At 67.2% G+C, this 12505-nt stretch carries 16 protein-coding genes; 3 read left to right on the top strand and 13 right to left on the bottom strand.

Features of this window, described 5'->3' with window-relative positions; translation table 11 throughout:
- Nucleotides 1–69 precede the first annotated feature (69 nt).
- From R5W23_RS00590 to R5W23_RS00570, 5 genes are all read right to left on the bottom strand, one after another.
- Nucleotides 70–456, bottom strand: coding sequence for a hypothetical protein (locus R5W23_RS00590; RefSeq protein WP_320684644.1), 387 nt, complete (start codon nt 454–456; stop codon nt 70–72).
- A 126-nt stretch (nt 457–582) separates the two neighbouring features.
- Nucleotides 583–963 carry a hypothetical protein gene (locus tag R5W23_RS00585; RefSeq protein WP_320684643.1) on the bottom strand — a complete coding sequence of 127 codons (381 nt, stop codon included), beginning with the start codon at nt 961–963 and terminating at the stop codon, nt 583–585.
- Between the two features lie 87 nt (nt 964–1050).
- Complete coding sequence (locus R5W23_RS00580) at nt 1051–1824, bottom strand: hypothetical protein (RefSeq protein WP_320684642.1); 774 nt, start codon at nt 1822–1824, stop codon at nt 1051–1053.
- Between the two features lie 231 nt (nt 1825–2055).
- Nucleotides 2056–2226, bottom strand: a complete 171-nt coding sequence (locus R5W23_RS00575; protein WP_320684641.1) for a PIN domain-containing protein — start codon at nt 2224–2226, stop codon at nt 2056–2058.
- A 2-nt stretch (nt 2227–2228) separates the two neighbouring features.
- On the bottom strand, nt 2229–2411 hold the full coding sequence (locus tag R5W23_RS00570; protein ID WP_320684640.1) for a hypothetical protein: 183 nt from the start codon (nt 2409–2411) through the stop codon (nt 2229–2231).
- 315 nt (nt 2412–2726) lie between these two features.
- On the opposite strand from R5W23_RS00570, the gene malQ reads away from it, so the two are divergent.
- Both malQ and R5W23_RS00560 read left to right on the top strand, forming a co-directional pair.
- Complete coding sequence (gene malQ, locus R5W23_RS00565) at nt 2727–4247, top strand: 4-alpha-glucanotransferase (RefSeq protein WP_320684639.1); 1521 nt, start codon at nt 2727–2729, stop codon at nt 4245–4247.
- A gap of 103 nt (nt 4248–4350) precedes the next feature.
- On the top strand, nt 4351–5229 hold the full coding sequence (locus tag R5W23_RS00560; protein ID WP_320684638.1) for a DUF4349 domain-containing protein: 879 nt from the start codon (nt 4351–4353) through the stop codon (nt 5227–5229).
- 2 nt (nt 5230–5231) lie between these two features.
- Here the strand turns inward: R5W23_RS00560 and iscX are convergent, their stop codons facing one another.
- From iscX to R5W23_RS00520, 8 genes are all read right to left on the bottom strand, one after another.
- The gene (gene iscX / locus R5W23_RS00555) at nt 5232–5441 is read right to left on the bottom strand and encodes a Fe-S cluster assembly protein IscX (RefSeq protein WP_261187032.1); all 210 of its coding nucleotides are present in this window, start codon (nt 5439–5441) and stop codon (nt 5232–5234) included.
- A gap of 36 nt (nt 5442–5477) precedes the next feature.
- Complete coding sequence (gene dnaK / locus R5W23_RS00550; RefSeq protein WP_320684637.1) at nt 5478–7328, bottom strand: molecular chaperone DnaK; 1851 nt, start codon at nt 7326–7328, stop codon at nt 5478–5480.
- Entirely contained in the window at nt 7325–7498 is a 174-nt protein-coding gene (locus R5W23_RS00545) for a hypothetical protein (protein WP_320684636.1), read from the bottom strand. The genes dnaK and R5W23_RS00545 overlap by 4 nt, the downstream gene beginning before the upstream one ends.
- A gap of 250 nt (nt 7499–7748) precedes the next feature.
- The gene (locus tag R5W23_RS00540; RefSeq protein ID WP_261187035.1) at nt 7749–8006 is read right to left on the bottom strand and encodes a hypothetical protein; all 258 of its coding nucleotides are present in this window, start codon (nt 8004–8006) and stop codon (nt 7749–7751) included.
- Nucleotides 8007–8031: 25 nt separating this feature from the next.
- Nucleotides 8032–8739, bottom strand: coding sequence for a DUF4282 domain-containing protein (locus R5W23_RS00535; RefSeq protein WP_261187036.1), 708 nt, complete (start codon nt 8737–8739; stop codon nt 8032–8034).
- Nucleotides 8740–9040: 301 nt separating this feature from the next.
- Complete coding sequence (locus tag R5W23_RS00530) at nt 9041–10090, bottom strand: DUF3500 domain-containing protein (RefSeq protein ID WP_320684635.1); 1050 nt, start codon at nt 10088–10090, stop codon at nt 9041–9043.
- A 317-nt stretch (nt 10091–10407) separates the two neighbouring features.
- Entirely contained in the window at nt 10408–10536 is a 129-nt protein-coding gene (locus tag R5W23_RS00525) for a hypothetical protein (protein ID WP_320684634.1), read from the bottom strand.
- A 136-nt stretch (nt 10537–10672) separates the two neighbouring features.
- A complete protein-coding gene (locus R5W23_RS00520; protein WP_261187038.1) occupies nt 10673–10996 on the bottom strand; it encodes a hypothetical protein in 324 nt (107 codons plus the stop codon).
- Nucleotides 10997–12055: 1059 nt separating this feature from the next.
- On the opposite strand from R5W23_RS00520, the gene R5W23_RS00515 reads away from it, so the two are divergent.
- Nucleotides 12056–12502 (top strand): hypothetical protein, encoded by a 447-nt coding sequence (locus R5W23_RS00515; RefSeq protein WP_320684633.1) that lies wholly within the window; start codon nt 12056–12058, stop codon nt 12500–12502.
- Nucleotides 12503–12505: the final 3 nt, after the last annotated feature.

Raw genomic sequence — 12505 nt, 5'->3', positions numbered from 1 at the left:
GGATGGCGGCGCGACAACATCCTCGGGGCCGTCCGCGCGGTGCAGGGTGCCGAGTTTAGTGGGGGAACATCAGCCGGTAAACTCGGGATGCGTGTCGAGCCAGACGCGGGCCTTCTCAGAGTCGATCACGGCCCACACTTCGAGGTGGCGTGCGTGTGCAACCTTGCGTGCGGTCTTGGTCGACCAGACGCGGTGCGTGATGCCGAGGTCGGACGACAGCGAGCGCGCGACGTACCCGACGATGCGCGGGTCGGTGCCGGTCGGGATCGCCACGAGTTCACGCAATCGGTCGGTGGAGTTCGGGCCGTGGTCGAGCAGGTGCCGGATGAACGCGCGCTGCATGCGGCGCACGAGCGCGGCGCGGGACCAGCGGCGCCGCTCGAACGCCTCATCGCGGGCACGCTCGCCCTCGCTACGGTCATCGTTCCCTTCGTAGTAGTAATCGAGTAAAGTCATCGTGTGTGGCTCATTGAGTGACAGCCCGCTGTCACCACGTGCCGAGCCGGCTCTGAGGGCGCGGCACGCAGCGTTTAGCGGGCGGTGGTTTTGGTGGGGTTCAGACGGTGCGGCCGGTCGCCCGCGCTAGCAGCCACGCGGCAAGGGTCGCGCGGTGGTACAGCACGCAGCGGCTGAGTTTGATGCGGCCGACGGTTCGCCCGCGTCGGCCAGCCGATCGAGCGTCTTCGCGCTGAGGTTGGTAAACTTCTCGGCGTCGCGCTGGTCGATGGCGAGCGCATCGGGATCGGCCTGGGGCCGCGGCGGGATCAGCGGACTACGCACGCGACACCTCCCGCCGGTCGGCACGGGCAGGCGGTCAGCGGTGGTTACTGGCAGGTGCAACCGCCCGCCGAGGTCCACAAGGATGCGAAGACGCTCGGCCAGAGTGACCGTTTCCGTCAGCCGTTCGCGGATAGCTTCCGGCGACGGAATTGCGGCGAGCGGGTCGTAAGGTTTTCGTGCCAAGTGATGCTCTCCGTTTGGGTCGGAACGGAGAGCATCTTCGGCGATGTGTCGGGGGCAGTTCGCGGGCAGTCTAGGTGCAAATCTGCCCTATTTCTGCCCCTGGGTCTGTAGCGACTCAATGCGGAGTTCGCTGTTGCGCTGACGCAGTAGCCAGCCTTTTTTCTTCATGGGCTCCTTCGCTCGTTTGAATGCGCTCAGAAAGTCACAGTCGCAAGCCGTTTTCACATCATTGATTGCCGCTTTCCCGCCCTGCTTTGCGATGTATCGCACAACCTTTGCTTCTGTGTTGCTGAGGTCAGCTTGCTCCACTGCGAGTTCAATTTGTGTGCGAAGGCTGGGGGGCGGCGCGCTGACCTGCCCGGTGGTTTCTCCAGCCGGCTTCAGCGGATCGCCCGCGCCGGGTTGCGGCCCGCATTTAACCGGCTCGTCCCGCACGTATGGCCACCACGTGTGGACGAACTCGGAAAGTAAGTGCCGAGCGTATGTGGCGGCGGCGTCCCAGCAACCGCCACCGCCTACGATTGCGAACACGGCCAACCGGAGTTCCGCGACATCCCTTTCGTATTGCGGCAGCATGGACTCACGAACGTGATTGGCAGCTACCCATCGCAAGTCGCTGAACTGATCGTGGAGATACGACACGAGTGATTGTCGGATCGGTGCGACGTGCTCTCGCTCTTCCTGTGGCGACAGCGCTTCCACGTCGCGAACGGCAACGAGTGCCGGCACCGCGTATGCGATGAACTCAACCCGATAATCGAACAGTTCGCACGCCGTTGACGCTGTCGTTGCGGCAGCCACGAATTGAGTGAGTTCGGTATACGCCGTGACGAACGTCGAGAAGTGAGGCGACGCTTCCATGTCGTGTGTCCTTGTGCGGGCAGACCGAGCCGCGGAGGTCGCGCAAGGACTACACCAGCATCGCGACCCGGCTTCAGCGGTTAATTACGCCGCTGTTCCCACCGCACTATGCCGCCGAACTGCACCGTAGCGGAACCCCACTTGCACCCGCGCTGGGTCGTAATCCGAACTTGCACTGCCCGGTTGCGCCAGATGCGCCAGTTGCGCACGCACCATTTCGACGTGATCGGTCTAGCGGAGCAGCCCATTCAGCCGGTTGAGGGCGGCCCGGCGGTCTCGCAACCGTTCGCGCACCTCATCGACAGTGCCGTACCCCGCAAGGTAGGGCAGGTACGCGGCGGCGAGCGTGTGGCCATCGAGAACGTCGGACACGACGTTCGTGTCGATGAGGCGGAAGGCCACGGCTATTCCTTGCCCCGCGATTCGCGCACGAGTTGTTGGAACCGCTCGAATTCTTCTTCCGACGCCCACAGGTGGGCACCGGCCCCGAGCAGCACTTCGAACGTCGCCTTGCCGAGCGTACCCTGTTTCTCAGCCAGGGCACGGAGCTTCTCGGCGGCGCCCGCGATCGGCGGGATCGGTCTCACGCCGCCCGCAGAAGACGGTGAGGGTTGGGTGCCGGTGCACATTTCCGGGTGCCTCGCGTGCAAAGCCGTACTGACAGCATACCCGCGCGAGCGGCGGTCGGGAACGTGCGGTAACGGTGCCGAAGCGCGCGAACCGCGCCGGGCGCACAGGCGCCGGCCGGTGCGGCCACGGATTCACGGTGCGTAACAGGTTGGACCGGTGTGTCGGCCGCGTCCCGGTTCGACCCGCGTTCGACCGCGTTTATCTGTGGCGGCCCTTCTCTCTGGGGCGTTCTCCCGTACCCCATAGGGGACAGTTCGCGCCGAGGGTCCCGCATGGCCACGCCGTCCCTGCCTCGCTCGTCCGGCATCCTGTTGCACCCCACGAGCCTGCCGGGGCCGTTCGGCATCGGCGACCTCGGCCCGGTCGCGTACCGCTGGGTGGAGACGCTGGCCGCGATGCGCCAGTCGTGGTGGCAGATCCTGCCGCTCGGCCCGACCGGGGCCGGCGATTCGCCGTACCAGTCGCTCTCGGCGTTCGCCGGCAGCATCAACCTGCTCAGCCCCGAGCTGCTCCACCAGGAGGGCCTCGTCAGCCCGGACCTGTGGGCGAACGAGCGCTTCGCCGATCACGAGATCCAGTTCGACCGGGTGACCCCGTTCAAAACGAGGCTGCTCCGCGCGGCGTGGGACGCGTTCCGCGGCGGGAAGGCCGCGCACCTGAAGCACGACTTCGAGAACTACTGCGCCACCGAGGCGGGCTGGCTCGACGGGTTCGCGCTGTTCGTCGCGATCCGCGAAGCGCTGGGCGGCACGGGGCTGCTCGCGTGGCCGGCGGACCTGCTGCGGCGCAACCCGGTGGCCCTGGCGGAACTCGAAAAGCAGCTCGCCGGCGAGGTGCTGCTCCACAAGTTCGGGCAGTTCCTGTTCGACAAGCAGTGGGGCGCGCTGAAGAAGTTCGCCAACGACAAGAAGATCAAGATCATCGGCGACTCGCCGATCTTCGTGGCGCTGGACTCGGCGGACGTGTGGGCGCACCCGGACGAGTTCCTGCTCGACCCCGACCGCAAGCCCACGGTCGTCGCCGGGGTGCCGCCCGACTACTTCTCCGCCGACGGGCAGCACTGGGGCAACCCGATCTACGACTGGACCCGGATGGAGGCGACCGGCTACTCGTGGTGGTGCAACCGCGTGCTGCGCCAGTTGAAGCAGGTCGATCTGATCCGGCTCGACCACTTCCGCGGGTTCCGGCAGGCGTGGCACATCCCCGCCGACGAGCCGACGGCGCGCGTGGGGCAGTGGGTGGACGGCCCGGGGCTGAAGCTGTTCGAGCGGCTGCGCACCGCCCTCGGCGGGCTGCCCCTGATCGCGGAAGACCTGGGCGTCATCACCCCGGACGTGGAGGAGCTGCGCGACCAGCTCGCGCTGCCCGGGATGCGGGTGATCCAGTTCGCGCTGGAAGGGCCGCACAACCTGCACTGGCCGCACAACTACGTCCAGAACTGCGTGTGCTACACCGGCACGCACGACAACGACACCGTGCGCGGGTGGTTCGAGGCGCTGAGCGACCGCGACCGGCACTACCTCTCGCTCACCCTCGGGCGGCCGATCGGGGACGCGGCGTGGGACCTGATCCAGTCGGCGTGGGCGTCGGTCGCCACGGTGGCGGTGGCGCCGCTGCAAGACGTGCTGAGCCTCGGCAACGACGCCCGGATGAACAAGCCCGGCGTCGCGTCGGGGAACTGGCGGTGGCGGTTCCGGCTCGACCAGTTCCGCGGCGAGGTGATCCAACGGCTCGCCGACCTGACCACGCTCTACAACCGGGTGCCGGCCGAGCCGAAGCCCGCCGTACAGTGATTTCGCCGCAACCGGCCCGGGAATAACGCACACGCACCGGGATCAGAGGAAGGCCGGGCTTTTGATCGAAGCCCGAAGCCGCAACTCGATCACGAGTGAACACATGCTGGCACGGTGCGCTCTCACCTGGGCTGTCGTCGCCGTCGGCGCCGGTTTGGCCGGCGGCTGCGGTGTCCCTGCCGAAAACTCGCCAGCGAGTGCCCCCAAGCGGCCCGACGGGGCCGGAGCGGCGAAGAACGGCGCCGAGGCGAACCCCGCCACGCGCGCGCCGATGATCGTCTACACCCACACGCTGGCCGTCGTGGTGAGCGACCTGGACGCGGCGGCGGCCGAGGTGGACCGGTTGGTCGCGGAGCACAAGGGGTACGTGGTCCAGTCGGAGGTCCGTGGCGACAGCGGCCGGAACCGCAGCGCGACGTACACGCTCCGGATCCCGGTGGCCAGCGACCGCGCGGTGCGGAACGCCGTGCTTGCCCTCGGCACGCCGGAGCGGAATGCGTCCGAGGCGCAGGACGTGACCGAGGAGTTCATGGACGTGGAGAAGCGGGTCAAAAACCTGAAGGAGCAGGAGGACAAGTTGAACGCGCTGCTCCTGGAGAAGCGGAAAGAGGAGAAGCTCGAAGACATCAAATCACTGATGCGAGAGATCGCGCAGATCCGCGGTGAGGTGGAGCGGGCGCAGGGCCGCCGCGAGTACCTGCTGAACCGAACCACGTTCGCAACGACGAACCTGTCGTTGCGCGAGGTCAAGGACTACGCACCCCCGACGTTCGGCACCCAGGTCGGCGCGACGTTCCGCACCTCGTGGGACGCGGTCCTCGGTTTTGGTCAGGCGGCCGTGCTGCTCGCGGTCGCCCTGGTCCCGTGGGCGCCGCTGTGGGGGCCGGTGCTGGCGTTCGCGCTGTGGCGGGTCCGGCGCTGGCGGGCGGGGCGGGCGTCGCGCCGGCCCCCCCGGGCCGTACCCGCTGCCCAGCCGGGCTGAGGTCAGGAGCCGTACTCGTCCTTCCACTCCTCGTACCACGCCATCTGGATGGCCTCGAGGAGCTTTTCGTTCGACTCGTTCGGCTTACCGGCGAAGCCCTCGAGGTTCAGGACGTGCTTGTGCAGGTCAGTGAACCGCACCGTCAGCGGGTTGATGGTGTCGAACTGGTCGAACAGCGCTTCGCCGATCTCGCGCGCGTCGTGCCACGTCATGGGTCGATCCCGTCGGTAATTCGTTGAGCGGGTGGGTTAGAGCGTGTTCGGGTCGAGGGCGTCCGGGTTCTCGCCGCCGAGGCCCCGCCGGAGCACGTCGTTCATCACCAAGAGCGCGAGCGGGTTCGTGACCGCCCCGAATGCGTCGATCGCGCGTTGCAGAACCGCCAAGTCCGACCCGTTCATCGCGCCTTGAAGTGTGGCGCCCGCGGCGGCGATCGCCCCGCGCTGCTCGGCCGACAGCCGGGCGCCGGCCTGCGCGAGCCCCTTTTCCGTGTGCTTCAGGTCGTTGGCGCCCTTGTTTCGCAGCTCGATCAGCCGCCGGGCGGTGAAATCGTCCTGGGCGTTCACGATGCTCTCGTTCACGAGCCGGTCCACGTCGGCGGACGACAGCCCGTGTGCCGCCTGCACCGTGACGTTTGCTTGCGCGCCGCTCCGCAGCTCCCGGGCCGTTACAGCAAGGATGCCGTCCTGGTTGACGCGGAACGTCACCTCGACCTGCGCGAACTGCGCCGGCATCGGCGGGATGCCGGACAGCTTGAACGTGCCCAGGAACCGGCAGTCCTTCGTCAGCTCGCGCTCGCCCTGGTAAATGTTAATCAGGATGGCGGTCTGGTTGTCGGCGCCGGTGGTGTACCGGGTGGTCCCGGTCGCGGGCACGGTGCTGTTGCGGTGGATCACCTTGTCCACCACGCCGCCGAGCGTTTCGATGCCGAGCGACAGCGGCACCACGTCGAGCAACAGCAGGTCGCGGCGCCCGCTCGTGAGGATGTCCGCTTGCACCGCCGCGCCGAGCGCGACGACCTCGTCGGGGTTCAGCCCGGTGTGCGGGGTCTTCGCGAAGAACTCGCCGACCCGCTTGCGCACGTACGGGATGCGCGTCGAGCCGCCGACCAGCACCACCTCGTCCACCTGGGCCGGCTTCAGTTGGGCGTCGCGGAGGGCGGCCTTACAGCGGTCCAGGGAGCGATCGACGAGCGGGCGGATCAGCTCCTCGAACTCGGCGCGGGTGACCGTTCGCGCGTACGCCAGGGCAGGGCGGGGGCCGTTCGCGGGCACGTTCAGCTTCAGCTCCGCCGATTCCGCCGTGCTGAGGGCGATTTTCGTGCGCTCGGCGGCGTCCCGCAGGTGCTGGAGCAGCTCCGCGTCCCGGGTCGCGAGATCGGTCCCCGACTCGCGGGCCGCGAGCTGCATCAGCAGCCGGTCGAAGTCGTCGCCGCCCAGGTACGTGTCGCCGTTGGTGGACAGCACCTTGAACACGCCGTCGGCGAGCGACAGCACGGAGCAGTCGAAAGTGCCGCCGCCGAGGTCGTAGACCGCGACCACCCCCGAGCCGCGGCGGTCGAGGCCGTAGGCCAGCGCCGCGGCGGTCGGCTCGTTGACGATGCGGAGCACGTCCAGCCCGGCGATCCGGCCGGCGTCGCGGGTCGCCTGCCGCTGGGAGTCGTCGAAGTACGCCGGCACGGTGATGACCGCTTTGGTCGGGTTCCCGGCCCGCTTGCGCACCTCTTTGAGGATCAGCGCGGACAGCTCCTCGGGCGTGTGCTCGCGCCCGCCGATGGCGACCCGGAGCACCTTCCGGCCGTCGGCGGTTTCGCGCTCGACCACCTGGTGCGGGATCAGCTCCAGCTCGCTCTTGAGGTCGGCGAGGGTGCGGCCCATGAGCCGCTTGGTGCTGAAGATGGTGTGCTGCGGGTCGGCGAGGGCGCGGTCCTTCGCGGCGCTCCCGACGAGGACGGTGCCGTCCTCGTGGAACGAGATGCAACTGGGCACCAGCGCGGCGCCGGCGCGGTCGCGCACGACGACGGGGCGGCCGTTCTCGACGAACGCCGCGAGGCTGTACGTGGTGCCCAGATCGATGCCGACAACGGACGGGGTGCTGCTCATGGTGTCGCGGCGCTGGCCGGTTGGATCTCGAAGTACCCGCGGGTGCGGAAGAAGAAGACGTCGAACGCCAGGAAGAAGTTGGCCTGTCCGACGATGACGGGAACCGCGTCGGACTTGACCCACGTGAACACGAGTTTTTGCGGCGGGAAGCTCCCCGCAGTCCCGTCCAAGAGAATCACCTTCCCAGGCCACGGCCGCCGGCGCCGCCGACGGCACAAAACACCTCGAGAGCGTCCCAATCGACGCCGAACCGGGCGCCAACGCTCCAGGGCAGAACCGAGATCGTCGCGCCGGAACCAACAAGTGCGACCACATCGACCGACGTGCCGTTCCGGCTCAACGAAAGCGGGAGCAGCGGAGCGAGATCCGAAACCGGTCCTTGTGCGCCGCGGGACACGTACGGAAAGCGGGCACCGGTACTCATCCCCCGTCTCGCCCTTCTTGGAGGACCCGAGCCGCACCCGCGGCCGCACTGGGGTTGGCTTCCGGAAACCACAGCTCCGCCGTTTGCGGAATCAACGTTCGCAGCGCGTCCGGTATCACGCCGTCGTCGGTTCGTGCCCGCTGGGGGATGGGCGCGGGTGTGTCCGCGACCCCGTCGACAAGTAGGTGCAGTAGTTGCACCTGCTCGGCCCGCGACAGCGCGCGGATCGCGGGCAGCAGTTCGGTCAGTGACATACGGTTCTCCCCGTCCCGTTCGGAGTTACGGCGTCGGCGGGCCGGGGGGCGCGGCGGGCGTTGTTGCTTGGCCCTTCTCCAGCAAGTTCTTGATCTCCCCAAGCCGGTCGTAGAGCGAGAAGCCCAGCAGCACCAGCTCACAGTACACGCGGACCAGGAGCAGGCTGAGCGGCAAGAAGATCACCGCCGAGCAGATCGCCCCGAAGACCATTTCGAGTTTGCCGGCGATCAGCCCGAACGCCACCGAGCCCATCGCGACCAGAACCAACACCCCGATCGCCAGAAAGAAGATCAGCTTCACGAACAGCGGCGCAATGAACTCGCGGAAGAGCAGAAAGTCCTTCAGCGAGCTTTTCTGGTTGCCCTTCGTTTTCGCTTTTCGCGCGGGAAGACGCTCGGCGTCGTCGTCCGACACATCGTCGTCAACGGGGCGCTTTGCGCCCTTCGCTTTCCGCGGGGCGTCATCGGGCTCGTCGTCATCCGGGCGCGATTTCCCGGACCGTCCCGCTTTCTTCGCGCTTTTCGCCGGCGGTCGTTCCTCGTCGCCCGCGTTGAAGTCGAACGCGTTGCCCGATGCCGGTTCGGGCGCCGGGGGCGCGGCCGCGCTTTGGTAGTCGAGTCCGTCCTCCCTCACAACGACCGGGGTGCCGCAGTTCTTACACGTGAACCGGCGGCCGACGGCGGCGGCGGTCACGTTGTACGCGGTGTTACACTTTGGGCAGGTGTTTTTCATTTCGGGCTCGTCGGGGACGGGAAGAGCGTGCGCGACCGAGCGGGGTCGCCCCGCCGGGACGAACTCCTTTCGTTTCCGGCATCTTAGGCGGTCGGTGCGGCAATGCAAGCGCGGCCGTGTGGTCGGCACGGGGAACCGAGTTCGACCGCACGGCTGTGTTACGTCCGAGCGTGATTGGGTGCGGTGGCTGCCCAAGAGAAGCTGTGCAGCGGTGCGGCTCGTTGCGGGGCCGGCGACCGAGTTCGCCGATCCTGCCGGCCCTGATTGAAGTGGTCGCCGTCCCACGGTCTGGCGCACTGCGTCAGTCGAACTTGCTCGTGACGTTCACGAACGCGTGAACGTGCGGCAGCGAGCGGAAGCTCCAGACGAACCCCGGCCCTTCCAACCGCCAGTAGCTCCACGGCTCCTTCGCGTTCCGCTTGTCTTCCTCGTAGAACGCCATCGACAGCTTCTCCATGCCGCCGTTCGCCTTGATGATCTCCAGCACCTCGGCCCCGTCCTCCTTACGGTACGGTGCGATCACCTCGGCCATCACCTTCTGGGTCAGCTCCTGCTGCTCCTTCGACATGTCCGAATAGGCCAGCCCGGGAACCTTCGCGCCCTTCTTCGGCACCTTCACCCCGCCGTGCTCGTCCGCCCAGCGGCCGGGGAGGACGGCGGTCTTCTTCTGGTCCGCGTCCAGCGCGCCGAGTAGCTCCGTCGCGGCCCGGGTCTGTTTGCTGAACACGTTGGTCTTGGCGTAGCCGTTCGGGGTGTGGCCGTAATACAGCGGCCCGCCGAACGCGACCGACTGCTCCGAGTTCCCGTCGCACCGCGTCGTGAGGTGGTGACCGCAGAAGACCAGCGAGAACTTCTGCCCCTCGACCGCCTCGCCGTAGATCAGCGCGCCGATGTTCTCGAAGTCGTTGCTGGCGTCGAACCGCCCGTCACGGCTCAACTGCCGGTACCCCTCGTCGCCGTTCGCGATCGCGCGAAAGATCCGGTCCAGCAGCTCGATCTGCTTCTTGTTGTACTCCTCACCGATCTTCGACTTGCCGTCGGCGGCGTTGTGGGTCAGCAGCCGCGCCGGGGTGCCTGTGCCGCTGGTCACGCCGTGATCCCAGGCCCGCACCAGCTTTTTCCGCTGGTCCGAGCTGAGGCTCTTGTACAGCTCGAACACCAGGGCCTCGGCCTGGGCCTGCTTCTCGGCGCGGGCGGCGCGGGCCTTCTGGAGCGGGGTCAGGCCCGTGACGGCGACCGCGGCGGCGGTGCCCAGAACGCGGATGAAGTCGCGGCGCGCGAGAGCCGGGGTGGGGACGACGGGTGCGGGGGCACAATCCGGGCAGGGCGGGTTCTTGTCGGCGGGCAACATGAGACACGCTGTGGGAAAGGGGAGGGCGGGGGTTCGAACGTGACGCCGGCGCCATTAGACCCGATGTTGTCGCGCTTGTCACGCAAGAACGACGCGGGGCCAGACGCGGGTCCGCGAGCGATTGGCGGACAAGCTTGAGTCATCGCGTGTGCGGGCTCACGCGCCGGTAGTGGCACAGGTTTGCGGGGCGTATCTGGTACCGGCGCACCCCAGAGATGATTGCTTAAAAAATTGAACGGTGTTTTTGTATTGGAATGAAGCAACTGATAAAATTAGAAAAAGCCAAGACAGTAGCGAGTAAACGCCAGCGCCCTGCGTCAGTCGATGATGAACGTGTCACCGCCGGCCGGTTGCGCTTCGGACAGATCGAACGTCTCTTTGACATCGGTCTCGGGGGCGAACGCGGCTTCGCCCGGCTCGGGTGGCACGTCTTCGATGTGCGGCACAGCAAGGTGCTTCGAGGGCTCTCGGAGCGCCGTATCGCTTGAGGGGCCTGCGCGCGAACCGCGGTCGGGCCTCGAACGGCTTTCGCTGCCGAACCGGGTGCCGCCATCGTATTGAGTTGGCTCGGCTTGCGATGGCTCACCGCGGCAGACCCGCGGGGGTCACGTCCTCGCAGCACACGCTCACCCCAGCGATTCGCACGTGCCATTGGGTGGCGCCGGGAGCCGGCGGCAGGAACTTGGTGACACGCCCGCCGGCCCGCACGGTGTGCGGCCGCAGTTCCAACTGGCGCCACTCGTCCTGTGCTCCCGGTGACTTCGCCGGCACGATCTGGGTGACGAACACCACCTCGGATCCCAGTTCGGCGGGAAGTTTCGCCCCCCGGTCGTTGCGGGCGCCGGACACCCATCCGGCGGCGTATGCGAACAGGATCGCGGCGAGCAAGAGGTGCGAGCGGCGCATGGGCGTGGCCTCGGGAGAGATGACGAGAGTCTAACGCTCCGCTCGGGATTGCTGAAGACGAATTCCCGGTGGAAGGCCCCCACCGGGCACGGCACGCGCGTTGGCGACGTGCGCCAGCTATCGCCAAGTGGCTTGTCCCGCTTTACGGCTCAGCTGACGAGCCGATTCGCTCCTCTCGTCGGCGCGACGATGAGTCCCTTCCGCTTCTCCTCGATCCGGCGGGGCGCGTCGACGCCCTAGTTCACCAGCCCCGAGTGCTTCGCAGCCGGACGGCGCTGCCGCGATGCAAGGTCGCAGCGGTCTTTCGGACCCTCTTCGGCCTTACGATGACCTGCAGGGCCAGCACCCAAATCGGCCCGCGCTCCGTAGCCCGTTTGCAATCATAATTCCAATGGTAATGAACGTCACCGGCAGACCGCGTAGTGCAGACGCTCGGACGGGGCTGGTCGGTGCGTCCTGAGCCACGACGGGTTCGCCTTAATAGGGCGGTTCGAGGGGGCGATCCATCAGCACTGCTTGGTCCAAGCGCTCCACCGCGCGGGAGTTGTGCGAGGGTGCTCCGCGCGGGGCCGTCCGATTCCCACGGCAGGTGATCGCGCTGGTCACCTAAACTGGTATGCCTGCCCGCACGGTGTCGGATCACGCGGCCCTGGCGCGGCACCTGCGGAACCACTTCGAGCAGTGGTTCGCGCCCGTGTTCGACCCGCTGATCGAGCCCACCAAATGAAAGGCCGAACAAGCCATCCGCCCGGCAGTCGTGAACCGGACGGCCGCGGGGGCGAGGCCACAGTGTGTATCGGTGTCCATGTTCGAGACGTGTTGTCCCCAGTCGCGTGTGGTGGTGGATCATGTCAACCAGACGTTGCGATCGTTCGGCAGCCGGCTATTGCCCCGCCCGGTGCTCCTGCCGAGTCGCTAAACAAGTACACTTCCCGCGAGTTAAGAATCGGTTCGTTCTGCGGATTACTGTGCATGGTTCGCCACCGTTCGGCTCCGCTGACCGCTGGTTTCGTGCGGTAGCCCACGCGGTTGACACCGAGCGAATCGAGGGCGCGACGTATGCACGACGAGATGGCTCGCGGTGTGGCGCTCTTGCACCTCGTGGCCACGCTGTTCATGGTTGGGGTAATCTGGTTCGTGCAGGTCGTTCACTACCCGCTCTTGGCCCGCGTTGGACGGGCGGATTTTGAAGAGTATGAGCAGGCGCACGTCCGGTTGACAGGCTGGGTCGTGGCGCCGCCGATGCTTACCGAACTGGTCACCGCGGTCCTACTGCTCTGGGTCCGACCCGACCGCGTGCCGCTCTGGGCCATCGGTGCGGGGCTAGCTCTGGTTGTGGTCAACTGGGTCTCGACCTGGGCGTTTCAGATCCCGTGTCACGACCGCCTGACGCGCGGGTTCGAGCCGGCCGTTCACCGCCGGCTCGTGGCGACCAACTGGCTGCGCACTACGGTCTGGAGCCTGCGCGGGCTGCTGGTGCTGGGAACGGCGTTTCGACTCACGTGAGGG

Source organism: Gemmata algarum, assembly GCF_034097035.1.
Classification (GTDB): domain Bacteria; phylum Planctomycetota; class Planctomycetia; order Gemmatales; family Gemmataceae; genus Gemmata; species Gemmata algarum.
Note: the sequence above shows the minus strand (reverse complement) of the source record. Positions and strands in the feature narration are given on the sequence as shown.